The organism is Microbispora sp. CA-135349, assembly GCF_050947365.1.
Classification (GTDB): Bacteria; Actinomycetota; Actinomycetes; order Streptosporangiales; family Streptosporangiaceae; genus Microbispora.
The window spans coordinates 7,878,048-7,903,537 of record NZ_CP192001.1 but is presented as its reverse complement, the minus strand read 5'-3'; the positions used below and the strand labels follow the sequence as shown (position 1 = coordinate 7,903,537).

General features: G+C 71.1%; 26 protein-coding genes. 9 read left to right on the top strand and 17 right to left on the bottom strand.

The annotated features are described in order from the left end of the window. Positions 1–86: 86 nt before the first annotated feature. The 4 genes from ACQPZZ_RS36340 to ACQPZZ_RS36325 form a co-directional block, all read right to left on the bottom strand. On the bottom strand, positions 87–1,145 hold the full coding sequence (locus tag ACQPZZ_RS36340; RefSeq protein ID WP_432926593.1) for a glycosyltransferase family 9 protein: 1,059 nt from the start codon (positions 1,143–1,145) through the stop codon (positions 87–89). Further along, the gene (locus ACQPZZ_RS36335; protein ID WP_432926591.1) at positions 1,133–1,936 is read right to left on the bottom strand and encodes a glycosyltransferase; all 804 of its coding nucleotides are present in this window, start codon (positions 1,934–1,936) and stop codon (positions 1,133–1,135) included. The genes ACQPZZ_RS36340 and ACQPZZ_RS36335 overlap by 13 nt, the downstream gene beginning before the upstream one ends. Before the next feature lie 163 nt (positions 1,937–2,099). Beyond that, entirely contained in the window at positions 2,100–3,335 is a 1,236-nt protein-coding gene (locus ACQPZZ_RS36330; RefSeq protein WP_432926589.1) for a cation diffusion facilitator family transporter, read from the bottom strand. Continuing rightward, positions 3,328–3,735, bottom strand: a complete 408-nt coding sequence (locus ACQPZZ_RS36325) for an ArsR/SmtB family transcription factor (protein WP_363643597.1) — start codon at positions 3,733–3,735, stop codon at positions 3,328–3,330. The genes ACQPZZ_RS36330 and ACQPZZ_RS36325 overlap by 8 nt, the downstream gene beginning before the upstream one ends. Positions 3,736–3,937: 202 nt before the next feature. Here ACQPZZ_RS36325 and ACQPZZ_RS36320 point away from each other — a divergent pair, with 202 nt between their 5' ends. Next, complete coding sequence (locus ACQPZZ_RS36320) at positions 3,938–4,174, top strand: hypothetical protein (RefSeq protein WP_432926587.1); 237 nt, start codon at positions 3,938–3,940, stop codon at positions 4,172–4,174. A gap of 206 nt (positions 4,175–4,380) precedes the next feature. Here the strand turns inward: ACQPZZ_RS36320 and ACQPZZ_RS36315 are convergent, their stop codons facing one another. Then, entirely contained in the window at positions 4,381–4,959 is a 579-nt protein-coding gene (locus ACQPZZ_RS36315) for an Ohr family peroxiredoxin (protein ID WP_363643601.1), read from the bottom strand. A gap of 223 nt (positions 4,960–5,182) precedes the next feature. On the opposite strand from ACQPZZ_RS36315, the gene ACQPZZ_RS36310 reads away from it, so the two are divergent. Further along, positions 5,183–6,136, top strand: coding sequence for a Gfo/Idh/MocA family protein (locus ACQPZZ_RS36310; protein ID WP_432926584.1), 954 nt, complete (start codon positions 5,183–5,185; stop codon positions 6,134–6,136). A gap of 41 nt (positions 6,137–6,177) precedes the next feature. On the opposite strand, the gene ACQPZZ_RS36305 is transcribed toward ACQPZZ_RS36310, so the two are convergent. Both ACQPZZ_RS36305 and ACQPZZ_RS36300 read right to left on the bottom strand, forming a co-directional pair. Next, the gene (locus tag ACQPZZ_RS36305; protein WP_432926582.1) at positions 6,178–7,542 is read right to left on the bottom strand and encodes a hypothetical protein; all 1,365 of its coding nucleotides are present in this window, start codon (positions 7,540–7,542) and stop codon (positions 6,178–6,180) included. A 229-nt stretch (positions 7,543–7,771) separates the two neighbouring features. Next, positions 7,772–8,029, bottom strand: a complete 258-nt coding sequence (locus tag ACQPZZ_RS36300) for a hypothetical protein (protein ID WP_432926580.1) — start codon at positions 8,027–8,029, stop codon at positions 7,772–7,774. A 72-nt stretch (positions 8,030–8,101) separates the two neighbouring features. On the opposite strand from ACQPZZ_RS36300, the gene ACQPZZ_RS36295 reads away from it, so the two are divergent. From ACQPZZ_RS36295 to ACQPZZ_RS36275, 5 genes are all read left to right on the top strand, one after another. Beyond that, positions 8,102–8,389 carry a hypothetical protein gene (locus ACQPZZ_RS36295; RefSeq protein ID WP_432926577.1) on the top strand — a complete coding sequence of 96 codons (288 nt, stop codon included), beginning with the start codon at positions 8,102–8,104 and terminating at the stop codon, positions 8,387–8,389. Between the two features lie 600 nt (positions 8,390–8,989). After that, on the top strand, positions 8,990–9,520 hold the full coding sequence (locus ACQPZZ_RS36290; protein WP_432926575.1) for a MauE/DoxX family redox-associated membrane protein: 531 nt from the start codon (positions 8,990–8,992) through the stop codon (positions 9,518–9,520). A 47-nt stretch (positions 9,521–9,567) separates the two neighbouring features. Continuing rightward, positions 9,568–10,131: a hypothetical protein gene (locus ACQPZZ_RS36285; protein ID WP_432926573.1), complete on the top strand. Its 564-nt coding sequence runs from the start codon at positions 9,568–9,570 to the stop codon at positions 10,129–10,131. A gap of 3 nt (positions 10,132–10,134) precedes the next feature. Beyond that, a complete protein-coding gene (locus ACQPZZ_RS36280) occupies positions 10,135–11,955 on the top strand; it encodes an ABC transporter ATP-binding protein (RefSeq protein ID WP_432926571.1) in 1,821 nt (606 codons plus the stop codon). Then, positions 11,952–12,545, top strand: a complete 594-nt coding sequence (locus ACQPZZ_RS36275) for a S26 family signal peptidase (RefSeq protein ID WP_432926569.1) — start codon at positions 11,952–11,954, stop codon at positions 12,543–12,545. Before ACQPZZ_RS36280 ends, ACQPZZ_RS36275 begins: the two co-directional genes overlap by 4 nt. Positions 12,546–12,602: 57 nt before the next feature. Here ACQPZZ_RS36275 and ACQPZZ_RS36270 read toward each other — a convergent pair whose 3' ends face one another. Beyond that, positions 12,603–13,262: an HAD family hydrolase gene (locus ACQPZZ_RS36270; protein ID WP_432926567.1), complete on the bottom strand. Its 660-nt coding sequence runs from the start codon at positions 13,260–13,262 to the stop codon at positions 12,603–12,605. Between the two features lie 41 nt (positions 13,263–13,303). Continuing rightward, entirely contained in the window at positions 13,304–13,918 is a 615-nt protein-coding gene (locus ACQPZZ_RS36265) for a TetR/AcrR family transcriptional regulator (RefSeq protein ID WP_432926565.1), read from the bottom strand. Between the two features lie 76 nt (positions 13,919–13,994). Here ACQPZZ_RS36265 and ACQPZZ_RS36260 point away from each other — a divergent pair, with 76 nt between their 5' ends. Both ACQPZZ_RS36260 and ACQPZZ_RS36255 read left to right on the top strand, forming a co-directional pair. Continuing rightward, positions 13,995–14,795 carry a class I SAM-dependent methyltransferase gene (locus ACQPZZ_RS36260; RefSeq protein WP_432926563.1) on the top strand — a complete coding sequence of 267 codons (801 nt, stop codon included), beginning with the start codon at positions 13,995–13,997 and terminating at the stop codon, positions 14,793–14,795. A 134-nt stretch (positions 14,796–14,929) separates the two neighbouring features. Next, entirely contained in the window at positions 14,930–15,775 is an 846-nt protein-coding gene (locus ACQPZZ_RS36255; RefSeq protein ID WP_432926561.1) for a glycerophosphodiester phosphodiesterase, read from the top strand. 67 nt (positions 15,776–15,842) lie between these two features. Here the strand turns inward: ACQPZZ_RS36255 and ACQPZZ_RS36250 are convergent, their stop codons facing one another. The 8 genes from ACQPZZ_RS36250 to ACQPZZ_RS36215 form a co-directional block, all read right to left on the bottom strand. Next, on the bottom strand, positions 15,843–17,042 hold the full coding sequence (locus tag ACQPZZ_RS36250) for a M16 family metallopeptidase (RefSeq protein WP_432926558.1): 1,200 nt from the start codon (positions 17,040–17,042) through the stop codon (positions 15,843–15,845). After that, positions 17,039–18,241 carry a M16 family metallopeptidase gene (locus ACQPZZ_RS36245; protein WP_432926556.1) on the bottom strand — a complete coding sequence of 401 codons (1,203 nt, stop codon included), beginning with the start codon at positions 18,239–18,241 and terminating at the stop codon, positions 17,039–17,041. The genes ACQPZZ_RS36250 and ACQPZZ_RS36245 overlap by 4 nt, the downstream gene beginning before the upstream one ends. Next, positions 18,241–18,978, bottom strand: coding sequence for an ABC transporter permease (locus ACQPZZ_RS36240; protein WP_432926554.1), 738 nt, complete (start codon positions 18,976–18,978; stop codon positions 18,241–18,243). Before ACQPZZ_RS36240 ends, ACQPZZ_RS36245 begins: the two co-directional genes overlap by 1 nt. Positions 18,979–19,012: 34 nt before the next feature. Then, on the bottom strand, positions 19,013–19,906 hold the full coding sequence (locus ACQPZZ_RS36235) for an ABC transporter ATP-binding protein (RefSeq protein WP_432926552.1): 894 nt from the start codon (positions 19,904–19,906) through the stop codon (positions 19,013–19,015). A gap of 86 nt (positions 19,907–19,992) precedes the next feature. Next, the gene (locus ACQPZZ_RS36230; protein WP_432926550.1) at positions 19,993–20,562 is read right to left on the bottom strand and encodes a DUF1707 SHOCT-like domain-containing protein; all 570 of its coding nucleotides are present in this window, start codon (positions 20,560–20,562) and stop codon (positions 19,993–19,995) included. A 12-nt stretch (positions 20,563–20,574) separates the two neighbouring features. Next, positions 20,575–21,663 carry a M50 family metallopeptidase gene (locus ACQPZZ_RS36225; RefSeq protein WP_432926548.1) on the bottom strand — a complete coding sequence of 363 codons (1,089 nt, stop codon included), beginning with the start codon at positions 21,661–21,663 and terminating at the stop codon, positions 20,575–20,577. Further along, positions 21,660–22,748, bottom strand: coding sequence for a lantibiotic dehydratase C-terminal domain-containing protein (locus ACQPZZ_RS36220; protein ID WP_432926546.1), 1,089 nt, complete (start codon positions 22,746–22,748; stop codon positions 21,660–21,662). The genes ACQPZZ_RS36225 and ACQPZZ_RS36220 overlap by 4 nt, the downstream gene beginning before the upstream one ends. Next, positions 22,745–25,483 carry a lantibiotic dehydratase gene (locus tag ACQPZZ_RS36215; RefSeq protein WP_432926544.1) on the bottom strand — a complete coding sequence of 913 codons (2,739 nt, stop codon included), beginning with the start codon at positions 25,481–25,483 and terminating at the stop codon, positions 22,745–22,747. The genes ACQPZZ_RS36220 and ACQPZZ_RS36215 overlap by 4 nt, the downstream gene beginning before the upstream one ends. Positions 25,484–25,490 lie beyond the last annotated feature (7 nt).

Genomic DNA, 25,490 nt, shown 5'->3' with positions numbered 1-25,490 from the left:
GGGGTGCGGGCCGGTGCGCGGTCGGAGCGCGGTCGGAGCGGGGTCGGAGCGGGTAGGAGCGCGGTGCGGTGCGGCCGAGCACGGGGTCAGTTCCGGCCGCCGTTCCAGAGTAGTTCCTCGGCCTGCTCGACGACGTCGCCGACCGGAACCTCGGCCACCCACGACTCGTCGTGCGGGCACCGCCCCGCCCGGGGATCGTGCCCGCTGACGCCGCAGACCGGGCACCGCGCGGTCCAGGAGATCAGGGCTCGGTGCAGGGTGCGGGTGAGGGGCCCGGCGTTGATGAGGTTGCCCGACCAGTAGATGCCGACGGTGGGCGTGCCGACCGCCGCCGCGAGGTGACGGGGGCCGGTGTCGTTGGAGATGACCAGGTCGCACCGCTCGTACAGCGCGCAGAGGCCGCCGACGCCGAGCGTGCCGACGGCCGTGACGGCGGGCCGCCGCATCGCCGCCGCGACCTCCTCGGCCACCTCTCGCTCCTTTTCGACACCGGTGATCACTACCGGGCGGCCGAGCCGGTCGGCCGCCTCCGCGAACGCGCGCGCCGGCCAGCGTCGCCGTGGGTCGCTCGCGCCCGGATGCAGCGCGATCAGGCCGGGCGGCGGCTCGCCGTACACGCGGGCGAGTTCGGCGCGGTCGGCGTCGGTCACGGCGATCCTCGGCTCGTACACCTCGGCCGTTCCGCCGACCAGCGTGGCGACCTCCAGGTAGCGCAGCGTCTCGTGCTGGTAGTAGACGTACGGCACCCACAGGTCGAGCCGTTCGGCGTCCGGTGTGCGCAGGCCGGCCGTCACCCGGGCACCGATCGCGTTGACGAAGGGGTTGGAGTTGCGCCCGCCGCCGTGGATCTGCACGGCGAGGTCGAACCGGCGCTCGCGCAGCTCCTCGAACAGGCTTTCCGGCGCCTTGTGGCCGTCGGCCGCCGACGAGACCCCGGATATCGGCGGAAGGGCGACGACGTCGTCGACCGGTCCCGGCCTGCCGTCCAGGAACCGGGCGTGCCACGGGGTGCCGAGGAGGGTCAGCCGGGCCCCCGGGTAGGCCCGGCGGAGCGCCTCCAGAGCGGGCATCGCGAGGACGAGGTCGCCGAGGGCGTTGGCCCGCAGCACCGCGATGCGGTGCACCCCCTCGATCAGCGCGCCCATGCGGCGTCGAACACGTAGTCGTAGCATTCGGCCCTTCGGTCGGTGACCGTCGTGGGCAGTTCCAGGTGATAGGCGCGGCTCGGCAGCAGGCCCGCGCCGCCGTACCGCTCCATGACGCGCAGCTGCGCCGCGACGTCCTCGCCCGCGTGCCGGGGCGGCACCGACCGCCAGAAGCCGAAGCCGCCGCACTCCAGCAGCCGTTCCCGGTCGTACAGCACGCAGCCGCCGATCCAGGCCACCTTGTACGGCCGCCACTCCCCGGGGCGCGGCGAGCCGAGGTGTTTCCGGGCGAGATGCAGCGGGTTGGCGGCGTTGTGCAGGGTGTGACGCCGCCAGGCCGGCGACTCCCGGCGTACCCGCTCGGGCCGCACGCCGTCCGTCCACTCCTCGTACGGCGCCAGCTCGGCGGGGCGCACGTCGTCGCGGTAGGACAGGCCGTGCAGGGCGAAGCCGACGAAGCCGCAGCGCAGGTCGCTCATCGCGGACAGCAGGACCTCGATCGCCTCCGGCTCCAGCCAGACGTCGTCGTCCAGGTAGAGCACCAGCCGCCGCTCGGCCCGGTCGAGCAGGAACGCGCGTTGCTCCGCCATGCCCCGCGAGGGCACGTGATGGTGGACGGCCGCCGGCCTGTCGCGGTGATCGAGGATGCGCAGCTGCGCCGCCACCAGCGGATCGTCGGCGACCGGCTCGTGCGACTGGTCCGAGATCACGATGCGGAACCCGGACACGGTCTGCGCCGCGAGGCCCGCCGACGTGACGGCCAGCGCGCCCGGACGGTCCTTCGTGGGCACGAGTACATCCAGGTCAGACGGGGCGAACATGGGCGGCTGATACCCGTGAGGTCGTACGGCAAACGGAGGGCACGGGCAGGCCGGCGCCGAGGACGAGCGGCCATGAGCGGCGGGCGTCGGGAACGGCAGGCGTTGGAACGGCGAGCGTCGGGAGCGGCAGGCGTCAGGAGCGGCGGTCGGAGAGGCGCCGGGGGCTGGGAAACCTGATGTGGCGCCGGCCGGGGCAACCGGCCGCCCGTCGTTCCTCGGCCGTGCTCTCCGCGGGCCGCCGCCCGTTGGTGTGCGTGGGGCCGTGCGCGTCGGCACAGTGCGGCTCGGCCGCCGTTGTGGCGCAGTGCGGCTCGGCCGCCGCGTCGGCACAGTGCGGCTCGGCCGCCGCTTTGGTGCAGTGCGGTTCGGCCGTCTCGGCCGCCGGTTCCCCTATCGCGAGAAGCTCCGGTGGGGCGTGGTCGACCTGCAGCGTGGTGTGATCGATGCCGTACTCGTCGTGGACCATCCGCTGCGCCGCCTGCCGTACGGCGTGGCAGTCCGCGCCCGGGGCGACCAGGATGTGCGCGGACATGGCGGGGTAGCCGCTGGTGACCTCCCAGATGTGCAGGTCGTGCACCTCCACCACGTGTTCCAGGGCGGCGGCCTTGCGGCCGATCTCGGCGGGGTTCATCCCGGCGGGGGCGGCCTCCATGAAGACGCGGCCGGACTCGCGCACCAGCTCCCATCCGGCCTTGAGCATCAGGGCGGCCACGACCAGCGCGGCCAGGGCGTCGGCCCTGCCCCAGCCGGTCAGCCAGATCACCGCGCCGGCGACGGTGGTGGCGATGAAGGCGAACAGGTCGTTGAGGATGTGCTGGAAGGCGCCCTCGACGTTGAGACTGGCGCGGTTGGCCCTGCTCAGCAGCCAGGTCGCGGCCAGGTTCACCGCGATACCCGCGATGCCGGTGGCGACGACGTACGCGCCTTCGACCGCGGGGGGCTCGATCAGCCGGCGTACGCCCTCGTAGACGAAGTAGACGCTGAGCAGCAGCAACGTGATGCCGTTGATCTGGGCGCTGATGATCTCGGCCCGCTTGAGGCCGTAGGTGAAGCCGCCCTGCGGCGGGCGGGCGGCGATCCGCACCGCGATGATCGCGAAGGCGATGGCGATGGCGTCGGTGAGCATGTGCCCGGCGTCGGAGACCAGGGCCAGGGAGTGCGCGATGACACCGATGACGACCTCGACCGCCATGAAGCCGAGGATGAGCGCCAGCGCGCCGGTCAGCAGACGCCGGTCGGCCTCGGCGCTGACCGCGTGCCCGTGACCATGCCCGTGCCCGTGCCCGTGCCCATGCGCGCGCCCGTGTTCGTGCTCACGGCCGTGACCCGTCCCGGTGCGGTGTCCGCGCCCCTTGCCGGTCTCACCCATTGTCCCGGTCCTTATCCTCATGCCCGATGTGCGTGATCGCCAGGTCGAACAGCAGCCGCACGTGTGAGTCCGCGAGGCGGTAATAGGCCATCCTTCCCGCCCGTCGCACCTTCACCACGTTGTGGACGCGCAGCAGGCGCAGGGCGTGGGACGCGGCGGACATGCTGTGGCCGGTCGCCGCCGCGAGATCGCATACGCACATCTCGCCGCCCTCCAGCAGTGCCGCGATCAGCCGCAGCCGCCCGGGATCGGCCAGGAGCCCGAAGATCTGCGCCAGGTCCTCGACCGTCTCCGGGGCCGGCATGGCCCTCCTGACGGTCTCCACCCGGCTCGCGTCCACCACGGGCAGCGCGCAGGAGTCGGCCGTCACGAGATCCACAACGTTTGAACGATCGTTCACGTGTGAGAGTGTAAGTCACCGGTCGTCGGTGTCAACGGAGAACCGCCAGGGGGCGACCCGCGACCGGCGCGGGCGTGCGCCCCCGATCACCCGATCACCAGTCGCCCGCTACGTCCCCTTTTGTGCCCCAGGTTTTGATAATCCGTCAGGTGCGATCATTCAATGATTCCGGGCGCCGCCCGCCGGTCGATCATGTGAAAGAGTGTGGAGAATTCCTGCGGCCATCGGTGTCATTCTCGGTGTTTACCTGATCGCCCGCGCCGTCGTCGAGCCGTTCGTCATCGACATGTCCGATCCGGCGACGTACCGAAACGATTGGGGTGGTCCCAGTCTCGGCGCGGTGCTTCTCGTGCATCTCGGGCCCGGCATCGTCTCGGCCGCTGTGCTGGGGTGGGCGCTGACGCGGCGACGCCGGCGGCTTCGCGGGGAGAACCGTTGAGTATGTCGCCAACGCCGCGGCCGGTCGCGCCGGAAAGCGGATAAAGTCCACGACTTGAATGATGCGCCGCGCGATTCCCCCGGCCGTGCCGTGGTTCCCGCCGTCGTTCACGTCGCACGTGCCTGTTCACCCGGTGTCCCGCCGTTTGAATCACGCGGAATCGCCGGCTCACGGGGGTGGTTCGGCAAGCCGATGCCGGGCGCCGGTCACACGAGGTGGACGTGCACCTCGGCGCCCTGCATGAAGGCCCGCGAGTAGGGGCACTCCCCGTGGGCCTGCTCCACCAGCCTGCGGGCCGCCTCCGGCTCGACCCCCGGCAGACGTACGGTCAGGTCCGTGGTGATCGTGTAGTCGTCGGCGGTGCCCCGCTTGCGGAGCGTGACGGCCGTGTCCACGGTCGCGTCGGCGGTCCGCACGCCCTGCCGGCCGGCGACCAGCGTGAGCGAGTTGTGGAAACAGGAGGCGTACGCCGCCGCCAGCAGTTGTTCGGGGTTGGTGGCCCCGCCGGGGCCGCCGAGTTCCCCCGGCGCTTTGATACGGACGTCGAGCATGCCGTCGTCCGACGCCACCTTGCCGAGGGCGGACGAGGCCCGGGCCGTGTAGAGATCGTCGTAGGAGCCGCCACCACCGCGCCGGTCATGCCGTTCAGGCCGTCCGGCCCCCTCCTCGGGGCGGCCCTCGGGCATCTGCCCGGTGAGCTCCGCTTCGACGCCGGGCCCCGAATAGTCGGGCCCGGGGGCCCGGTCGCTTGGCAGATGGGTGAAACGCCGTATTTCCTCGCTCATCAGAACCTCCGAGGAGACTCCCGCCTCGGAGACGCCGACGCGCCTCCCTCGTCCGCTCGCATCGCGTCCGGTCGGGATCGGCGGTCACGTACCCCCACAAGCTGCTCAATACCGGGCTCTGGTGGCAAAAGTTCACTCAGCCTCGCTGTGCTACGGTCCCGGCAGATATTTCCCATCGAGTGGTGAAATGTCGGCAATGGCGGCGCAGGAGTAGGAGATCGCTATGAGTGGGGCTGTCCGGTGGGGGATCCTCGGCACGGCGGGCATCGCCGCCCGCTCGTTCCTGCCCGCGTTGCGCGAGGCCGGCGGGGGCACCGCCGCCGTGGTGGCGGGCCGCGACCTGTCCCGTGCCGAGGCGTTCGCCGAGCGGAACGGCGTCGCCGGGGCCGTGTGCGGCTACGAGGCCGTTATCGAGGACCCGTCGATCGACGCGGTCTACGTTCCGCTGCCGAACGCCCTGCACGCGCAGTGGACGATCGCCGCCCTGGAGGCGGGCAAGGCGGTCCTGTGCGAGAAGCCGCTGTGCCTCACCGCCGCGGAGGCCGAGAACGTCGTCGAGGTGGCGCGCCGGTCGGCCCGGCCGCTCTGGGAGGCGTTCGTCTTCCCGTTCCACCCGCAGACGGCGCGGCTGCGCGGCCTGCTGGCGGAGGGCGCCATCGGTGAACTGCGGGAGATCTGGTCGTCCTTCCACTTCCAGCTGCAGGGCGCCGAGAACATCCGGCTCGACGCGGCCCTCGGCGGCGGCGCGCTCTACGACGTGGGCTGCTACCCCGTACGGCTCTCGCATCTTCTGTTCGGCGGCGACGCCGTCGCCGGTCACGCCGTCGCGGTCAAGGGCGAGGCGGGGGTGGACATCGAGACCGCCGGGGTTCTGGAGTTCGCCACCGGCCGCCTGCTGCTGAGCTGCAGCTTCGACCTGCCGTTCACGACGTACACCCGCCTGGTCGGCACCGGCGGGGAGATCCGCCTGACCAACCCGTTCCACCCGAAGGCGCAGGACGTGCTCGAAGTGTGGCGTGAGGGACGCCTGGTCGCCCGGCACGAGCCGGGCGAGGGGACGGCGTTCTCCTGGGGCATCCGGCACATCCACGAGGTGCTGCGCGGAGAGGCCGAGCCCCGGCACACGGCGGCCGACGACTCCCTCGGCACGGCTCGTGCCCTCGACATGCTGCGCTGACGCCGTCTCCCGGCGGCCGGGGCGGCCGGGGCGGCCGAGGGTCAGGGCGCGGTGAGCGTCGCGCAGAGCTCGCGAGGGAAGCGCGGCTCCGCGGCGAGCACGTCGTCGCAGCCGGGCTTGGTCGTCGTCATGATCACTCTCCAGCCGGAGGGCGTCGCGCGGTAGAAGAACCGGGTCGCCCCGGACGCGCCCGCGCACTCACCCGGCCTCTCACAGACCGGTCCACTGTTGATCGAGATGTCCATGACGAGCCACTTCCCGTCGCATCCCCGCTCCTGGTGATAGCTGTGCCGCGGTGCGTCCGCGTCCCTGGCGGCCTGGTAATAGGAGTCGGGGGTGCAGCCGGTCGGCGCCGGGTGGCAGCCGAGTTCGCCGCAGCGGCGCAGCAGGCCCGGCCGGTCCGAAGTGTAGAGCTGGTCGAGGTTGACGACCACGTCGCGCTTGCCCAGCGGCTTCGGCAGCCGCACCTCCACCGGCACCGTACGCTCGCCGGGGCAGCCGTTCCCGGCCATCAGGAGCCGGGACTCGAAGCGGATGTCGACGCGGACCAGCTTCGGCTCGAATCCGTCGAGCCTGCCGGTCGGCCCGCGCAGGCAGCCGTCGGGACCGTCGGGCACCCGGGCGTCGAGTGTCAGGACCCTGCCGTCGGGGGAGATGCGGACCTCCGTGACCGCGGACACGGCATAGGTGACCCACCGGGAGGTGTCCTCGTGTGTCACGGCCGAGGGCGTGGCCTCTCCCGTCGCGCCCGCGCGGCGCAGCGCCCGGACGCCGAACTCGTTCACGAGAGTGGCGTCCCCGGCCGTGCTCTCCAGGACCGACACGAGGCGGTCGCCGGCCCTGCCGACGAGGTAGACGCCCGTCTTCTCGGCGCCGTCCTCCCGGTAGTCGTGCTGGATCAGCATCGTCCCGGGCACGCCGACGTCCCTGGCGACGAGCGAGTAGTGATCCGTCTCGTCCTGGCAGCGTCCGAGCCGCTCGCCCAGCTCGTCGAGGTACGCCTGCGCGCCGCCGGGGCGGTAGTCGGCCACGTACTCGTAAACCTGGAAGCGGCGGTCGCCACCCCCGGGAGCCACGTTCGCCGTGATCGCCCGCGTGTCCAGGCGGGCGGTGTCGCTGCGGAACGGTTCGGCAGCGCACGGCGCGGGCGCGAGCGGCGGATGCGCGCCGGACACCTCGGAGGGCCGCGCGCCGTACAGGTCCGCCGCGCCCAGCATGTCCTCGCCCTCGCTCCCCGCTCCGGCGAGGACGTGGCCGCAGGCCGACAGCGCCGCGCACAGGACCCCGCACAGCACCACGCCCAGGACCGTGCGCGAGACCGTGCGCAGGACTGTGCGCAGGACTGTGCGCGACACCGTGCGCAGGACTGTGCGCAGGACGACGAGAGGCAGCCGTCTGACCGTCATCCGCCGATGATGCCAACCATTAGAGAGAGCGGCCACCCGTGGTATGCATGGGCGGTGACGATCTCCCGGCCGTACGACGCGGTGCTGTGCGACTTCGACGGCGTCATCGCGCCGCTGCCGGGCTGACCGGTCAGCCGGGCCTTTCCGTCAGGGCGAACCGGGTGAGGTGGCAGGCGACGTCGGCCGCCCTCCGAGAGTGGAGAGCGGCCGCCGTGACGCTGTGCGGGGGTCAGCCGGCCGGGCCGATGCCGAGCTCGATCTTCGTGCCGGTGAGCACGAGGATGTAGAGCACGACCACGACTTCCGTGGGAGTCCGGGCTTTCGCATTATGGGAAATCGGGGCATCCCACCCGCGCCGCTGCACTCGGGCCAATTCCGACTCAGGAATGGCGAGCGGGTAGGGGTTTTCTTTCAATTTTCGGGCACGGTGGGCGATCGATCGACCCTCGACGGTCATGTTCTCCAACCATGCCGTTTCCATGCGCATGATTCCTAAATTGGCCGTATCACAGCGATTCGGCTCCCGATAGGGGGCCGCCGGAAGAGAGAAGGCCAATTGATGATTGGAACTGTTCGGTCGCTCGCCGACCGACTGCTGGAGCGCCTGGTCCCCGCGACCCGGGCTGAGGCGGCACCGTGCAGCGTGGCCTGGGAGCTGTACACCTGCCCCGGCAACCCCTACCCCACCACCGGCCTGAAGCAGATCAAGAGGTGCGGCAGTACGGTGACCGTGCTGCAGACCCTGCCGTGTGGCACGTCGATCTGCGGTGGATACGGCCAGTACGGAGACTTCACTCCCTGGTACCCGTGCCCGTGCGTGCCTGGACCGTACAACACCTGCCCCTGATCGGGTCCGCCCCGTCGATTTCGTCCGGGGCCGGTTCCCTCCGGGTGCGCGCCGTACTGATCGGCTGCGGAGCCGGCCGGATGACCTGACGGTCCGGGGCTGACCGGGTTCGGGAGCCTTCCACGCGCGGAGGGCGCCGTGGCCGTTGGAACAGTCACGGCGCCCTCCTCGTTTCCCGCGCATTCCGTCGATCTCCGTGATCAGGGGGCGGGGTTCGGGTTCCCGGCGTTTCGGGCGCCGGCCGCCGGACACGGGTGGTGACTGTCCCCTATGCGATCGGTCATGGTCTCCGGCCATGCCGTTTCCATGCGCAAGGTCTCTAGGTTGACCGTGTCACAGCGTTCGACCCCCTCTGCTGAGGAGGGCCGAGGAAAAGAAGGCCAATCGATGGTCGGAACCGCTCGGTCGTCCGTCGACCGGCGGCCGGGAGCCCGGGTGTGCAGGCGCTGTGCGGGCGCGGACCCCGGGGTGCCGAGTCGGGTCTTCTGACGACCGGCCCGCCTCGCCCGGATCGGCCGTGTGACCGCTCCCGGGCACGCGGGAGGAAACAGGGGGCCGTGAACGGGGAAAGTCGCGCCCTTATCGGGATTAGGGGTTTTCATGGAGTATGTCCTGGTCTGCTGCCGCCTTCTGATCGGCGCGGTCTTCGTGGCGTCGGCGGTGAGCAAGGTGCGCGGTCGCAGCGCGTACACCTCCTTCCGCATCGCCGCCGGGGAACTGACGCCCAAGGTGCCGCTGATCCCGCGGGCACTCGTGCCGCCCGCGGTCATCGCCGGTGAGCTCACCGCGGCCCTCCTGCTCGCCGTTCCGGCCACGGTCGGCGTCGGGTTCGTGATCGCGATGGCGTTGCTGGCCGCGTTCACGGCCGCCATCACGATGGCGGTGCGCTCTCGGCGGCGGGTGGCCTGCAACTGCTTCGGCACCTCGTCCACGCCGGTGGGACCGGCTCAGCTCATCCGAAACGGCGTGCTGCTGGCCGCCTCGTCGACAGGGGCGGTACTCGCCTTCAGCACCACCTCGCTGACCCTGGAGCCGATCGGTGTCTTCACGGCGACGGTCGCCGGCCTGCTGGGAGCCGGCCTGGTGCTGCTCACCGAGGACATCGCCGAACTGTTCCAGCCGTTTGCCTGATACGTCGCCGAGAGCGGCGACATGACCGTTGAACTTAGGGGGTTGTCGTGTTGACCATCGTGGCGGTGCTCGTCGCCGTCGTCGGCGTGCTGTGCGTCCTCAACACCGTCCTCACCCTGGGCATGGCCCGGCGGCTGCGGACCCAGAACGAGCTGTTGGCGAACCCCTCCGGGTTCATGCCGGGAAATCACCTCCCGCCGGTGATGCGGGTGGCGGGGGAGCGGACGAGCGCGTTCAGCACCACGACTGTGGACGGCGCGCCGGTCGATGAGACGTTCTTCGACGAGACCTCCACGCTGGTGGGGGCGTTCTCGATCGGCTGCTCCGCGTGTGAGGAGCGGTTCCCCGAGTTCCTCCAGTTCGCCGCGGCCTTCCCGGGAGGGCGGGAGCGGGTCCTGGCCCTGGTGATCGGCGCCCAAGGCACCGAGGAGAAGGCCGAGCTGCTGAAGCCGGTCGCCACCGTGGTGGTGGAGGACACCTACGGCGGTCCGCTCTGCACGTCGCTGGGGACCAAGGCGTACCCGGCGCTGGGGATCATCGAGCCCGGCGGTGTGGTGCGCGCCTCGGGCACGCTGATTCAGGACGTGGCGATCGCCCTGGAAAAGGTCTGATCGATGCGCGGGATCGTTGAAGCGCTCCGGCTGAGTTGGCGCGCCAGCCCGTGGTTCACCGCGGTGTTCGTCGCGCTCACCCTGCTGACCGCGCCGATGCCGGTGGTGACGGCGTGGCTGACCAAACTGGTGCTGGACGACATCATCGCCGGAGCCGAGCCCGGCGCGGTGCTCGGCAAAGCCGCCGGACTCGCCGCCGCCGGCCTGGTGACCGGTCTGATCCCGAATCTCACGCAGTACGCCTCCCGCGAGACCGAACGCCGCGTCGGACTCCTGGCCCAGGAACGCCTGTTCACGGCGACCGAGCGGTTCGTGGGGATGGCCAGGTTCGAGGACCCGGTCTTCCTCAACCGGATCCAGATGGCCATGCAGCACGGCGGCAGCACCCCGGGCGTACTGGTCTCGGCCATCCTGTCGACGGTCGGCTCCGTCGTCACCGGCCTGGGCTTCCTCGGCTCGCTGCTGGTCATCTCCCCCTGGATGCCGGTGGTGATCCTGGCCTCGGCCGTCCCGGTGCTGGCCACCGAGATGTGGCTGGCCCGCAGCCGGGCGAACCTGTCGTGGCGGTTGAGCCCGATCGAACGCCGGGAGATGTTCTTCCGCGACCTGCTCACCAGCACCCAGGCCGCCAAGGAGATCCGGCTGTTCGGCATCGGCGCCTACCTGCGCGAGCGCATGACGACCCAGCGGCGCAGGTCCAACGTCGAGAACCGGCAGATGGACCGGCGCCAGATCAGCGCCCAGGCGCTGATCGGCCTGCTCGGCACCGCGGTGGCGGGCGGGACGCTGTTCTGGGCGGTGCTGGCCGCAGCCGGCGGCGACATCAGCATCGGTGACATCTCCCTGCTGGTGGCCTCGGTCGGCGGCGTGCAGAGCGCGGCCACGTCGCTGGTGCACACCATCGCCGGTTTCCACCAGCAGTTGATCCTGTTCGACCACTACCTCCGGGTCGTCGCCGCCGGGCCCGACCTGCCCGTCGCCTCCCCACCCACGGCCATCACCCCGCTGGAGCACGGCATCGTCTTCAAGGACGTGTGGTTCCGCTACTCCCCCGACCACCCGTGGGTGCTGCGCGGCCTGAACCTCACCATCCCGAACGGACGGACCGTGGGGCTGATCGGCCGCAACGGCGCCGGCAAGAGCACTCTGATCAAGCTGCTGTGCCGGATGTACGATCCCGAGCGCGGCGCCGTGCTGTGGAACGGCGTGGACCTGCGCGAACTGGACCCGGCCGAGCTGCGCGCCCGCATCGGCGCGGTCTTCCAGGACTACATGGAGTACGACCTGACCGCCGCGGAGAACATCGGCCTGGGCGACCTGGCGTACGTGACCGACCGCGACCGCATCGCCGCCGCCGCCGAGCGGGCCGGGGCGCACACGTTCGTCGAGCGGCTGCCCCGCTCCTACGACACCCTCCTGTCCCGGCTGTTCTTCCAGGGAGACGACATCGAGGGTGCCGACGACGATGCCGGCGTGGTCCTGTCCGGAGGTCAGTGGCAACGCCTTGCGCTGGCCCGCGCGCACCTGCGGTCCGGACGAGACCTGATGATCCTGGACGAGCCCAGCTCCGGTCTGGACGCCGAGGCCGAGTACGAGATCCATCACAAGCTGCGGCAGTTCCGGACGGGCCGTACCAACGTGCTCATCTCGCACCGGCTCAACACGGTGCGCGACGCCGACGTGCTGGTCGTGCTCGACGAGGGGGTCGTGGCCGAGCGAGGCACCCACGAGGAGCTGATGGCGTTGAGCGGCGTCTACGCGGGCCTGTTCTCCATGCAGGCCGAGGGTTACCTGGACACGGTTCCCGAGCGGGCCCCGCGGTGACCGGTCCGCTCCTCCTGGTCCTCGTGCCGCTCGCGGCCGTCGCCGCCGCGATGGTCTGGGCGCGCAGGAGCCTGCTGGCGGCGGACGTCCTGGGCACCAGCATGCACCCCACCTACCGGCCCGGCGACAAGGTGCTGGTACGGCGCCTGCCCGGCGACCGGGTGCGCCCGGGGGACATCGTGGTGGCCGACATCGCGGTCGTCTCGGAGGACGGACCGACGCTCCCACCGGGGAAGATCGCCCGGCAGCCGGGGGAGATCGCCTGGGAGGAGCACCACGAACCGCGGCTCCGCCTGGCCGACATGAGCGGCCGGTCCGCGTGGCCCCCGGGCGCCGAGGACACCGTCAGCCGGATCGTCAAGCGGGTCGCCGCCGTCCCCGGGGATCCGGTCCCCGACTCGGTGCCCCGGCGGGCGGGGGAGACCGTGGTCCCGGCGGGGTGCCTGGTCCTCCTCGGCGACAACCCCGATGAAAGCCTGGACTCCCGCCATTTCGGCTATGTTCCGGCGAACAGCATGGTCGGGAAGGTGATCCGTACCCTCTCCGGGGGATCGGGCGCCGATCCGCCGCCGAGCCGCATCCGGTCGTAGCGGGCGGCGTCCTGGCTGCACGTGCGGCGGAGCATCAGGCGGTGGTCGTCCACCCCGCTACCGCCCGTCCTCCTCGGACAGCAGGATGCCGATCGCCTCGGTCACGTCGGCGACGGTGTGGTCCGATGCGGGCTCCTGGCCCGCCCAGGCGCCTTGGTCGATCCAGATCGTGGCGAGCCCGATGGCCCGTCCTCCCGCCACGTCCCTCACCGGATGGTCACCGATCATCCATCCGCCCGCGTCGAGGCTCGCGCCCGCGCGGCTCGCGGCGATCTCGAACAGCCCTCGGTCGGGCTTGCGTACGCCCTCGGCTCCCGAGACGGCCCACGCGTGCACGACCTCGTCGAGGCCGGTCCGCCGAATCTTGTCGAGCTGATGGTCCGCCTGTCCGTTCGTGACGATCGCCACCCGCCAGCCCGTCGTACGCAGGCGAATCAGGCCGTCGCGCACCTCCTGTGGGCAGTGGGCGAGGTCCGACATCCGGCGCCCGTAGGCGGCCCGCAGGTCATCGACGTCGCCGTCGATGCCGAAATCTTCCTTGGCCCGCGCGAAGAGCGTCTCGCGCGGCAGGTAGCCGTGCCCGTCGAGGGCGACCAGCCGCTCGACCGCCTCGGCGCCGAGGCCGTGATCGTCCGCGAACTCCTCGACCCACCTGCGGAAGGCCCCGTCACGGTCGATCAGCGTGTTGTCCAGATCGAAGAGCGCCAGCCTCGTCACATCTGATCACGTTACCCGCCCCGCTTTCGGCGCTCATGTGATTACTTCGGCTGATCGCCGTCCGTGTCCCGTACGACGCCGGAGATGACGGTGGTCACCATCCTGTGGACGGCGTCGGCCTGCGGCGGGCCGCCGTCCCGGTCGGCGAACAGCAGGTGTGAGGCTCCGAGCAGCGTGGGAGCGAGCGTGTCGACGTCGGCGTCCGGCGCGATGCGGCCCAGATCGCGCTCCGTCCCGAGGTAGGCGGCGAGCATGGCCGCCGCCTCGGTCAGGAGCGGGAGCCCATGGCCCGGCCTGGCCTCGCGCAGCCGGGCGCGCAGCCCGTCCCGGGAGATGATCAGACCGACGACCGCCACGGCGACCGACCCGAACAGGTCCGTCAGCACACCGGTGAGGTTACCGGCGACGGTGCCGGTCCCGGCGGACCGGCGGAGGGCGGCCGCCTGGGCGTCGACCCTGGCGATGCCGTCGAGCACGAGCTCGGCGAGGAAGGCGTCGAAGTCGGCGAAGTGCCGGTGCAACACGCCCTTGGCGCAGCCCGCCTCGGTGGTGACCGCCCGGCTCGTCAGCGCGCTCGGCCCGTCCCTGAGCAGGACGCGCTCGGCGGCCTCGAACAACTGCTGCCGCGCGTCGCGGAGGGCAACCCCCGTCGGCACCGTTCCATCCCCTCCTTGTCCGTGGTCGACTTTATCCGGTTTGACGAGTGGGCACTTGCCCACTCATAGTGGGCGCATGCCCACTCAAGCTTCCGACAACGAACCGCACAAGGCCAGAGGCATGGCGGAGTCGTTCGGCGTGGACGCCGAGCGTTACGACCGCACTCGGCCCGCCTACCCCGATGCGATGGTGGAGCGCATCGTGGCCGCCAGTCCCGGGCCGGACGTCCTCGACGTCGGCTGTGGCACCGGCATCGCAGCCCGGCAGTTCCAGGCGGCGGGCTGCACGGTGCTCGGCGTCGAACCCGACGGGCGGATGGCCGATTTCGCGCGCCGCCGGGGACTCGAGGTCGAGGTGGCGACCTTCGAGGCATGGGACCCCGCCGGTCGCACGTTCGACGCGGTCGTCGCGGGGACGGCCTGGCACTGGGTCGATCCGGTCGCCGGCGCGGCCAAGGCGGCCGAGGTGTTGCGCCCCGGCGGCCGGGTGGCGCTGTTCTGGCACGTGTTCGAGCCTCCGCCCGCCATGGCGGAGGCCCACGCCGCGGTCTACCGGCGGGTGATGCCCGGCTTCCCGTCGCAGGACCGGCCCGCGGGGTCGGCCCTCGACGGCTACCGGCCGCTGTTCGACAAAGCCGCCGACGGGATCAGGGACGCGGGCGCGTTCGGCGACCCCGAGGAGTGGCGGTACGACTGGCGGCGGTTCTACACCCGCGACGAGTGGCTGGACCAGATGCCCACGTCCGGCGTTCTCACGCGTCTTCCGCCGGACAGGCTCGCGGAGGTGCTGGCAGGCGCCGGGGCCGCGATCGACGCGATGGGAGGCGGCTTCACGATGTCCTACGTCACGGTGGTGGTCACCGCCGTCCGCGTCTGACCGATTCGGGCGGGACGCCCGGAGACGGGGCGATGCTCACCGAGCCGGCACCGCGCCGCCATCGAAACATCAACTGCGTGTAATGGTGCGTGGTCAAGGTCTCCTCGTAGTCGCTCCCGACTCCGAGGAGAACCATGCGCCGGCGACTCGGCCTCATCGCCGCGATCGTCCTGATCGCCCTCACCTCGACCCTTACCCCTGTCGTCCCCGCCACGGCGGCGTCGGCGCCCCTGGTCGTGGCCCATCGCGGCGCGTCCGCGTACGCGCCGGAGAACACCGTCGCGGCCTTCGAACTGGCCCGCGACCGGGGCGCGGACATGTTCGAGCTCGACGTCCAGGAGACCAGGGACCACCACCTGGTCCTGATGCACGACACGACGCTCGGCCGTACGACCGACGTGGAGGAGGTCTTCCCCGGCCGGGCGCCGTGGCGGGTCGGCGACCTGACGCTGGCCGAGATCCGCAGGCTGGACGCCGGCTCCTGGTTCTCTCGAAACGCGGGGTTCTCCCGGAAGTACGCCGGGGAGGCGGTGCCCACGCTCGGCGAGGCGCTGCGCGCGATGCGCGACAGCGGGCTCGGCCTGCTGCTGGAGATCAAGGAGCCCCGGCTCTATCCCGGCATCGAGGCCCGCGTGGCCGGGGAGATCGGGCGCGACCCCGTCTGGCGCGGCAGAATCGTCGTCCAGTCGTTCGACTGGAACTCGATGCGCCGTTTCCACGGCCTCATGCCCCGGGTGCCGATCGGCCTGCTCGGCACGCCCCGGGTCGCGGAGCTGCCCGGCCTGGCCCGGTTCGCCGACCAGATCAACCCGCCGTACGCCGACGTCACGGCGGAGTACGTCCGGCGCGTCCACCGGCTGCGGATGAAGGTCCTCGCCTGGACCGTGGACGATCCCGCCGCCGTACGCCGCCTGATCGCCGCGAATGTGGACGGCGTCATCACCAACAGACCCGACGTCGTACGCGACATCACGGCGTGAGAGACGAGGCCGGCGCCCTAGGCGGCGATCCGCCCCGCCGAGGGATCACGCACCCGGACGCATCGTGTCAGCGGTCGCCCGCGAGGCGAAACGCTACGTCTGTGAGGCCGGTGGGGACGACGGCGCCCAGGTGGAGACCGTGGGGTGACAGGTGGCGACCGGCCGTTCGCGTCACCGTCGCCATGTCGAGCGCGGTGAGCGCTTCCGGTTCGCTCCACAGCAGTGCGGGCGGGAGACCTTCCGCCACCAAGGAAGCCGTCTCCGCGACGACCTGCTCCGCGGTCTCGAGGCGGATGGGGGCGCCGCCGGCCAGATATCGAACCGCGGTCGCCAGCTCGGCGGGCGTCGGCCCGTATCGATGCAGATCGGTGAGGATCTCGACGATCTCGTCGAGAGCCTCCCGGGCTCGCCCGGGGGCGACCGAACCCTCGATGAGCAGGATTCCTGCGCCCCGGATCGGCAAGCAGGCGGCTGTCAATCCGTAGGCGGCGCCGCGCCGGTCCCGCAGCGCCACGTTCAGCCGGGAGGCCAGGCCGCCGCCGAGCACGTGCGCGAGCACGGTCAGCGCGGACCAGTCGGAATGGCGGCGTCCGGGAAGGAGCAGCGCGAGGGCGTACGTGACCTGCGTGCTCGCCGGATTGTCCGCCACGTGGGGGCCGAGGTGGAGCCCCAGGCGGGGAGCGGGGGCCTCGGCCGGCCGTCCGGATGCGGCGGAGAGCAACCCGTCCATGGCGGCGGAGTCCACGGACGTCACCAGTGTGATCGGGCCCTGGCGTGCCTGCGCCACGAAGGAGCGGACCGACCGTGGCGTGATCGCGGACATGGTCGTGACGGTCCCGCCGATCGGGCGACTGTGCCGCTCGGATGGGTGAAAGAGCGTCGCGTTGAGCAGCGTGAGGGCCCGCCGGCGGGGGACCGCGTCCTCCAGGGCGATCTCGGTACGGCGACGCTCGACCGCCCGGGCCACAGCCGGATCACTGACGCGTGTGCCGGCGATCGCGTCGCCGACGAGGGCGAGCGCCCGGGGCAGGACCGCTGCCGAGGCCGTGAAGGCGAATCGCATCGAGCTCAGGCTCGACGTGGCCGTCACCGTGGCCCCAAGGTCGGCGAGCTGCGGGCGGACGCCGTCCAGGACCGCGGAGGCCGTCACCCGTGCCAGCCCCTCCCGTCCCGCCCTCTCCCCTGCCGCCCCCGTATGCAGCAGCAGGCAGGCCGCCGCCGGTCCTCGTCGCCCCGCCGGAACGACGACGAGATTGCCCGGCCTCATGCGGCCGCGCCGGGGAGGCAGTGAAGGGTGGCGGCCCACATGCCGTCGCGCAGCCATTCCGACGCCGACACCTTCTCCGGCTCCACCGGGTCGGACGCCGGGGCCCGGCCACCGTGGAACATGGCGACCCGCGACATCTCGTCGGCCCAGCCCGCGAGGGTCGCCGTCCGGTCGAGCCGGTCGCGTTCCTCCCACGCCTGGGCGCGGGCGAGTTCGGAGGCGGACGGCGGCGCCGCAGCCAGGTCCTCGATCACTCGTCGTAGGTGCTCCTCGACCGAGGCGGCCCGGACGCCGGGAGCGGCGATGGCCCGGAACGTGGCCATGGTGCTGCCCCTGCCCAACCGAAGCACCCGGAAGCGAACCTGCGTGACAAGCCGTTCGGGCAGGCGTGCTTCCACGATCCGCACGGCCGCCCGGGCGGCAGGGAAACGGGAATCGCTTTCCGGCGGGAGACGGACCATCGCGAACAGACCCTCGGCGGGGACATGCTCGCGCCACTCACCGCGCGCTCCGGTGACGTCGGACTCCGCGAAGGGCAGCGTGCTCGCGGCGGACGTTCGCGGCGCCAAGCCGAAGTGACGCGCCGCGACGTCCAGCGCGGTCTCATGGTCCGTGTCCCCGGCGATCACGAGGACCATCCCGGACGGCCGGTAGTGCCGGGCGAGAAACTCGCGGCAGTCGGTTTCGGTAAGCCCGGCCACGTCGTCGGGCAGGCCCAGAGGAAGTTGCCCTGCGGGGTCGCCGGGGAGGTAGGCGAGCCCGAACAGGCGGGCCAGGGCTGTGCCGTACGGCCGGGACCCGTACCGCTGGCGCCGTTCGTTCGTCACGACCGATCGCTGCACCACCACATCCTCAGCAGAGACGCCGCTCGGCACATGGGTGAGACGGGCGGCTTCGCGAGCCAGTGCGGTGCCGAGTTCGCCGGCCGGCACCGTCTGCCCGAACGACGTTCGCTGGAACGACGTGGTGGCGGTGAATCGGCCGCCCGAACCCTGCACGTCCGCGGCGTAGGAGCGCGCCGGGCCGGTGAACATCAGGTGTTCCACGAGGTGGGCGAGGCCCGTGCGTCCGGACAGGTCGTCGCGGGCCCCTGCGGGGACGGCCAGGTGGACGCTCACGACGGGAATCCTCCGGTCCTCACCGACCACGACGAGCAAGCCGTTGGCAAGTGTCTCGGCGTGTACGCCCCGGGAGGTCATCACCGGAAACGGCGGCCCTGGTCGCGGCGGTAGGCCCAGGCGGCGACGACGGCGAGAAGAGCGAGCCAGCCACCGAGGGCTCCGACCGACAGCCAGTTCACTCGGAAGTCGCCGACGGCCGCCCACATCAGCTCGACCGCTCCGCGACTCGGCAGGTACGGTGCGATCGCTTCGACGAACCCGGGAGACTGCCCGGGGGCGGCGAGCAAGCCGCCGCCGAACGCGAGCGGGAAGAACAGCAACTGGGCGACGGCGAGGGCCGCCTTGAACGGCAGCAGGTAGCCGATAGCCAGCCCCATGAGCGTGAAGACGACCGCGACGACGGCGACCGCACCCGCACTCGCGACGAAACGCAGCGGGGTGATGTGCGCCTCGGTGGCGGCCGCGGCGATCACCAACAGGGGAATCATCGAGATGACCATGAAGGCGAGCCCGCAGAGGATGCGCCCGGCGAAGCGCGGAAGCGGCCCGGCGGGCAGTGTGCGGGTGAAGGGGTCCCACGCCTGAGCCCGGTCGTCGGCGATCCCCGCGCCGAACTGGAACAGGCACGTCGTCATGAGCGCGAAGGTGATCATGCTGGCGGTCGCGTACGTGGAGGCGATGGGGTCGTCGGCCGTGAACGGCACCACGAAGAAGATCATCGCGGCGGCGGGGAAGAACGCGGCGCCGATGACCGCGATGGGCATCCTGACGCCTTCCAGAAACTGGTATTTGGCGTGGGTCAGTGCGAGGGACATGGCTCTCCTCGGAGCAGGCGCTCGTCGATGGTCGTCAGGCCGCGGGTGTCGCAACGGCCGGGAGGGCCGTGATGGCGAGGAACGCCTCTTCGAGCGGAGTGGACGCGACTTCGAGGTCGGCGAACGGCACTCCGGACAGGACCAGTTCCCGGACAAGCAGGTCGGAGTCCGCGGTGAGAAGGTGTGCTCGAGTCTCGTCCCGCTCGACATGAAGGATGCCGGGAAGCGGAGGAATCTCCCGGATGGACAGGCTCACCCGGCGGGTGCCGACGATGCCTCGCAACTCGGCCACCGTGCCGTCGGCGAGAACACGCCCCTGGCCGAGGACGACGACCCGGGTCGCCAGAGCCTCGATCTCCTCCAGATAGTGGCTGGTCAGCAGCACCGTCCCGCCCTCGGCGTGGAACAACCTGATGGCCTCCCACAGCATGTGGCGGCCCTCGACGTCCAACCCGGCGGTGGGCTCGTCGAGGAAGACCAGCCGGGGCCTGCCGACGAAGGCCAGCGCGACGGCCAGACGGCGGCGCTGGCCGCCGGACAGGCCCCCGGTCTGGCGGCGGGCCAGGCCCTCAAGACCGAACCGGGACAGGACCTCGCCGACCGGCAGCGGGTCGGGGAAGTGGGAGGCGACGAAACGGATGCACTCACCCACCCGCAGGGCGGCGGGCAGGCCGGTCTCCTGAGGCGTCACACCGATGGCGCGGCGGGTGCCGGGACTTCTCGGGTCCTGGCCGAAGAGCGCGACTCTCCCCGATGTGGGGGCGCGCAGGCCGGTGAACAGGTTGATGAGTGTGCTCTTGCCCGCGCCGTTCGGCCCGAGGAGGCCGAGCAGCTCTCCCGCCCCTATCTGCAGTGTCACGCCGTCGACGGCGGCCACGTCTCCGTAGCGCCGTCGTAGGTCCTCGGCGTACGCGAGGGTCTCCGCCATGCTCTTCCTCCATGCTTTTCGTCATAGATAACTTTGAGTTTCAAACCTCTTGAGATCACTGTCAAGCCCACGGTGGAAGAACGGTCTCAGCGCGGGACACGCCTGATGTGCACCGCGCCCCAGGTGGCGAGACCTCGGATCCGTACGACGGGGGCATCGGGCCCGGCCTCCTGGGCGTCCCCATAGAAGGCGCCGAGGACGCCCACGCCCTCGATGCGTACGGTCACGTCCTCGGGTACGAGGATCTCCACTCCGCCGAGGAGCGCCAGCGCGGTGATGACCACCTCACGCTCCGCGAAGCACGCCTCACGCAGGTCGATCTCGGCACGTCCCCACACCGCTATCGACCGGTGGGCGCGGGGCACCACCCAGGTGCCCTTGCGCCAAGCACCGGACGCGATCGCCACCGATGTGCGTGAGCCGGGGACGCCACCGATCCGGGGATGCACGGGGGCGGGGGCCGGCAGGTCCTCGACCAAAGGCCGCAGTTCCGCGTACGTCACCGCCGCGTAGGCCGCGTCGAGTCTGCGCTGATACTCGTCGAGTTCGAGCCGCCGCTCCGCGGCCGCCTGGTTGAGCAACTCGGCCACGCGCTCGCGGTCGGCCTCGCCGACCCTCATCCGGGGATTGGAGGGGAACTCCGGCTCCAGTGTCATATCGGCTCCGTTTCAGTGTCCGAAAGAGCGGACCGTCCACAGCACAATCCAGCAGACCCAGGCGACACAGGCCAGAGCCGCGCAGGTGACATAGATGACATAGATCCTGGTCTGACCCCGGGGGTAGGGCGGAAGCGCCCGATCGCGCCGAAGCAGGCCCCGCACGTACGCGAGGCTCTCCCCCTGCAGGTCACGCATGCCGAGCGCGTGGTTCAGCATCGCGTAGCCGTCGAGCCGGAAGAACGGCAGCAGGTTGATGAGGCCCGACAGGCTGCCGAGCAGCAGGGCCGATCCGGCCGCGTCGGCGGCGGTCCCGCCGAGCAGCGGCCAGGCGATCGCGACGGGGAGCAGCACGACCAATCCAGCGAACATCCCGGAGAACGCGACATAAACCCGGTGCCGGCGGGCCATAAAGACGATGTCGTTCACCCGGCAGTAAGGGGCGAGCATCGGGAATCTCCACACGACACCGATCTCGGTCGCGGTCCCGCCGAAGTGGGTACCCGTGAGCCCGTGCGCGACCTCGTGCACGGCGACCGTCAGCCAGACGCCCAGGAGTACCGCGGCGAGCACGAGCGGCCGGCCTTCCCCCAAGCGCGTGGTGGCCCCCCACAAATCGCCGGCCCGCGCGAGGACGGCGATCTCCATGCCGACAACGGCCACCAGCAGCGGAACCACGGCATACGGAGAGAACAGCGGCCGCAGCCGCGGCTCCAACCGCCCGAGCCACCGCTCGGGAGCCACCACGGGCAGGCGTACGTAGAGCAGGCTACGTCGCCGCTGCTCCGGCGCGGGTGCCTGGGGAGGTTCGGAACCCGACAGCAGGCCCCGCCGGCCGAGGGTGCCGAGGATGTGGGCCCAGTGGTCGTCGGTCAGGCGGCGCCGGAACTCGACGGCGTACTGCCGGTCGATCTCCGCCAGAGTCGTGACGCCGTCGAGACGGGCCATGATGAAGAACTCGCTCGGGCCGATCTGGAAGTACCGTCCGCTCACCGGCTCCTTGACACTGTGCACGAGCGTGGGGCCGGACCGCACGGCTGGGCCCAGCCGGACGCCCTCCCGCAGGCGTGGACGGGCGGCTCTCAGCGTGTCCGGGCTCATGGCGCAGTCCACGCGAGAAGCGCCGCGAACGGCTCCTCGCGGAGCGTGCGCGCCAGCAGGAACGACAGGTACGACTCGTCCACCACGTTCGTGCCGAGACGGTTGTTGGTCATGTGCAGGTACGGCGAGAGCAGGATGCGCAACGCCACCTCCGGATCCCGTACCGGCTCACGCTCGGTGGCGCCGCCGTGCACCGGGAACTGGCCGCGGTCGTCGCGCTTGGGGAAGACGAGCAGGCCCGACTCGGCGAGCGTGGTCACACGGGTGCGCAGTTCGGCGCAGTGCGACGCCCACCCGCGGCTCAGGGGGGTCAGCCGGTCCAACCGGCCGGAGCCGACGGCCAGGCATATCTCGCTGAAGCGGTGCCGGAGGTCTTCGGCCAGCCGGTCGTGGTTGGCGGCGTACCGAGTCTCGCGATCGCTGTCGCCCAGGTTGAACCACTCGTGCCAGAAAAGGTGGTAGCGCTCCATGAACGCCGCCACCTCCTTGGGCTCACGTAGAAGGCTCATCGACATGATCATCATGAGCTGGGTGGCGAGGCCGAGCATCACCGTCCGGACGTGCATGTTGGTCGTCGTCAGCAGTTCGAGAACCAGGTCGCTGGACTTCTCGAAATGCCACTCGGCCAGTTCGACCCCGGCCATCCCGCCGTACTTGTCGTACTCGGGCTCGTAGGGGATCCGGAAACGGCTGTTGTTGGGGCGCAGGGGCATCGAGCCGCCCTCGCCGTACTTCGCGATCCGCTCCTCGTCGCTGTACTCGAGGCGGAACAGTTCGTCGTAGAAGTTCAGCATGTACTCGGAGTCGACCTCGTAGAGGGCGGGGCGGCTCCGGAGGAACTCGTCGACGGCCTCCTCCGCGATACGCAGCGTCTCCGCCGTCGCGGCGGCGGAGACCGGCTTGAGCCGCAGTCGGACGTGCGGGCCCTCCAGCCAGTAGTTGATGAAGAAGTATCGGCTGATCAGACCGTCCGCGCGCAGCCGACGCACGAGGGGGGCCACGCAGCCGCTCAACAGCGGGCTGGGGTCGCTGCTGTAGAAGATGTGGATGGCCTGCCACTCGCCGGGAGTGTCGCTGCCGGTCATCGGGGTTCTCCTCGGTGGCGAGTGATTTCCAGGGTCTGTTCGGCGACGTACGCGCCGTCATGGGCGCGCAGCCAGAGGTGGTCGGTGTCGGGCAGCATCTCCTGCATGACCACGCGCTGGGAGGCGTCCTTGACGAGGTGATCCAGCAGCGTGAGCGAGAAGAGGCTGTCGAAGTCGACGTACTGCGGCTTACGGGGCAGAGTGGCGGCCGGGTCTGCTTCGCCGGCGTCCTCGCCGCGGCCGGCGTCCACCATCGCGAACACGCGGCGAGGCAGTCCGTTCTCGCGGCGCCAGCGCTGCCAGGCCAGGAACCACTCGGCGTCGTCCGCGACGCGGCTCGGCAAACGGCTCGGGTGGACCTTCCAGGCCCTGCGGGTCAGCACGAGGTCGCCGTGACGCAGGCGCGGGTGCCCGCCGATCGCCGCGTCACCGAGTGGCCGGTCGACGCCGTCCCACACCGAGAGCGGGGCCATCGAGGTGTGCGAGAAGAGCAGCAGCGCCCGTTGCACCTCGGGCAGCGCGAGCGGCTGCAGAAAGCCCAGATAGACGGGGATGACCTCCCGTCCGAGCGCCGGCGACCACAGCACGAGCCGATCCGCCGCCTCGTCGTGGTGGATTTCCAGATCCGCCACGGCGATCTGCGCCGCAGGGTCCACGGAACTGGTCTCTCCGGGACAAACCAGCTCGTACTCCGTCACGGGCGGGTGCAGATTGAGATTCGTGGTGTCGTAGCCGCCGGTCAGCTCGGCGAACACCGCGCCGTCCGGCTGGAGGTCCTTCAGCGTACGGCGGAGTTCGGCCACCAGGCCGGCGTCCGTGAAGCAGTGGGCGAACCGGGAGAACAGCAGCGTCAGACCGCTGTAGGAGCGGTTGAGCACGCCTATCGGACGCCCGTCCACGTCGCCCACCTGCAGGAAGAAACTGCGCGGATCGAAGTGAGCGACCGACTCCGGCAACCTGGCGGCGACGGCGTCGAAGAACTCGCGGTCGAGAACGATCTCGTCCGCGCCCTCCGGCAGCGCCTCCCACGCGGATCGCAGGCGCGTGACCAGTTCGCGGCGTGCGTCGTCGAGCATGGTGATCTCGGGAAGCCGCAGCCAGTTGTCCTGGGGGACGTACTCGCCGTCGGCGTCGAAGACCCGTCGGCGCTGCGCGGCCTTGATGAGGTGGTCGTAGAAGTCCCGATGGAACTCGTGGATCAGGCGCAGCACGTCGGAACAGCGGCCGCCCCGGCCGTACCTGGCGACGAAGAAGCCTTTGAACGACAGCTTGCCGGGCAACGTCATGTCGAACAGCGGCAGAATCCGCATCACGTCCCGCAGGGCGGGGAGCATGCCCTCTTCCCACCGGGGGCGGGCGGCGGTGACCGTCGCCTCGGGCAGACAGACGTCCTCGTAGAGCAGCGTGCGGGGGACGCTCGCCTGCTCGGCCGCCAGGTCGTGCTGGATCGCGGTGAGCTCGCCGCGGATCGCCTCGATCAGCTCGCCGCGGCGTGCGTGTGCAGCGAGACCGAACTCCGCGGCGAACGCGGAAATCGTCCGGATGCGCCCGGCCGCGGCGTCGGCCCATGGCTGGCCGAGCGCGGCGATCCTGGCGCCGAAATCGGCCAGTGGGTCGTCGCTGTGGATGTCGATGTGCAGTTGCGGCACCCGCAGCAGGCTGAGCTGCAGCAGCCGCTTCAGGTAGAAATCGATGGTGGCGCGTTCGCGGCCCGCGGGGTCCGCCCGGTGCAGCGCGGCGGCGAGGTCGCCAAGCCGCATGCGCGGCTCGCCTTTCAGCGCGGTCATCAACTCCTGCAGCATCGTGCCGTTGGACAGATAGAACAGGTCCTCCTGCAGAGAGTCGAAGCTCAGGGACGCCTCGTCGTCGCCGGCCTGCCGCACACGGCGCACATAGCGGATCCGGCGGCTGTCGGCACGCAAACCGGAGGTCATCTCGACGGGCACGTCCGCGCAGCGGTCCGGATTGGCGACGATCGCGTCGGTGAGCCGGGCCAGCGCGGCCACGTTGAGCCGTACGTGGCTGCGCGCGGGCCTGTCCAGTCCCTCCAGGCGCAGCACCTCCCCGGCGACGTCGTCGAAGCGGCCGAGTGCGACCGTGGTCAGAGTGCTGAACGGACTCGTCTTGCACGCGGTACGGAAGACGTACTCCAGCAGCGACCGCTCGATGCGCCGGGCCCGCTTGCCCAGCCGGCCAGGGCCGGCGTCGAGGTAGGTGGGCAGGTAACGGTCGAGCGACCCGGACGCCAGTTGAAGCCCGTGCCGCAGCCGGGGATCGGCGGCCACGGAGCGCAGGTGAGCCCGGCACTCCTCGACCTCCCGGGCGAGCATCGCGGCGCCCGCGGTCCGCACTCGCTCGTACTCGGCCCTGCGGTCCAGCCAGTCGCTCACCTCGTCCCTGGCCGGTTGCGTGAGCGCGGCGGTGAGAGCGCGGGTCGCGGGGAGATCGCGCGGAAGCCGGGTGTTGAAGACGTCCCGTCGCAGCTCGATCAGCGCCTGCCGGGTTCCGTCCCGGCAGTCCGCGATCACCGTCTCCAGGGCGTCGGCGACTCGCACGCGCGATCCCGCGAGCGCATCCTCCAGGACGAGTGTCCGCTCGGCCCACCGGACGGTCTCCGGGCAGCGCAGGCCGCGCACCACGTCGGCGGGCAGTCCGCCCACGCGCATGACGAACAGCGGGTTGAGCGTCCACTCGCCGGCCAGGCCGGCCGCCTGCGCGGTTGTGGTCGATGTCATCTGGCCT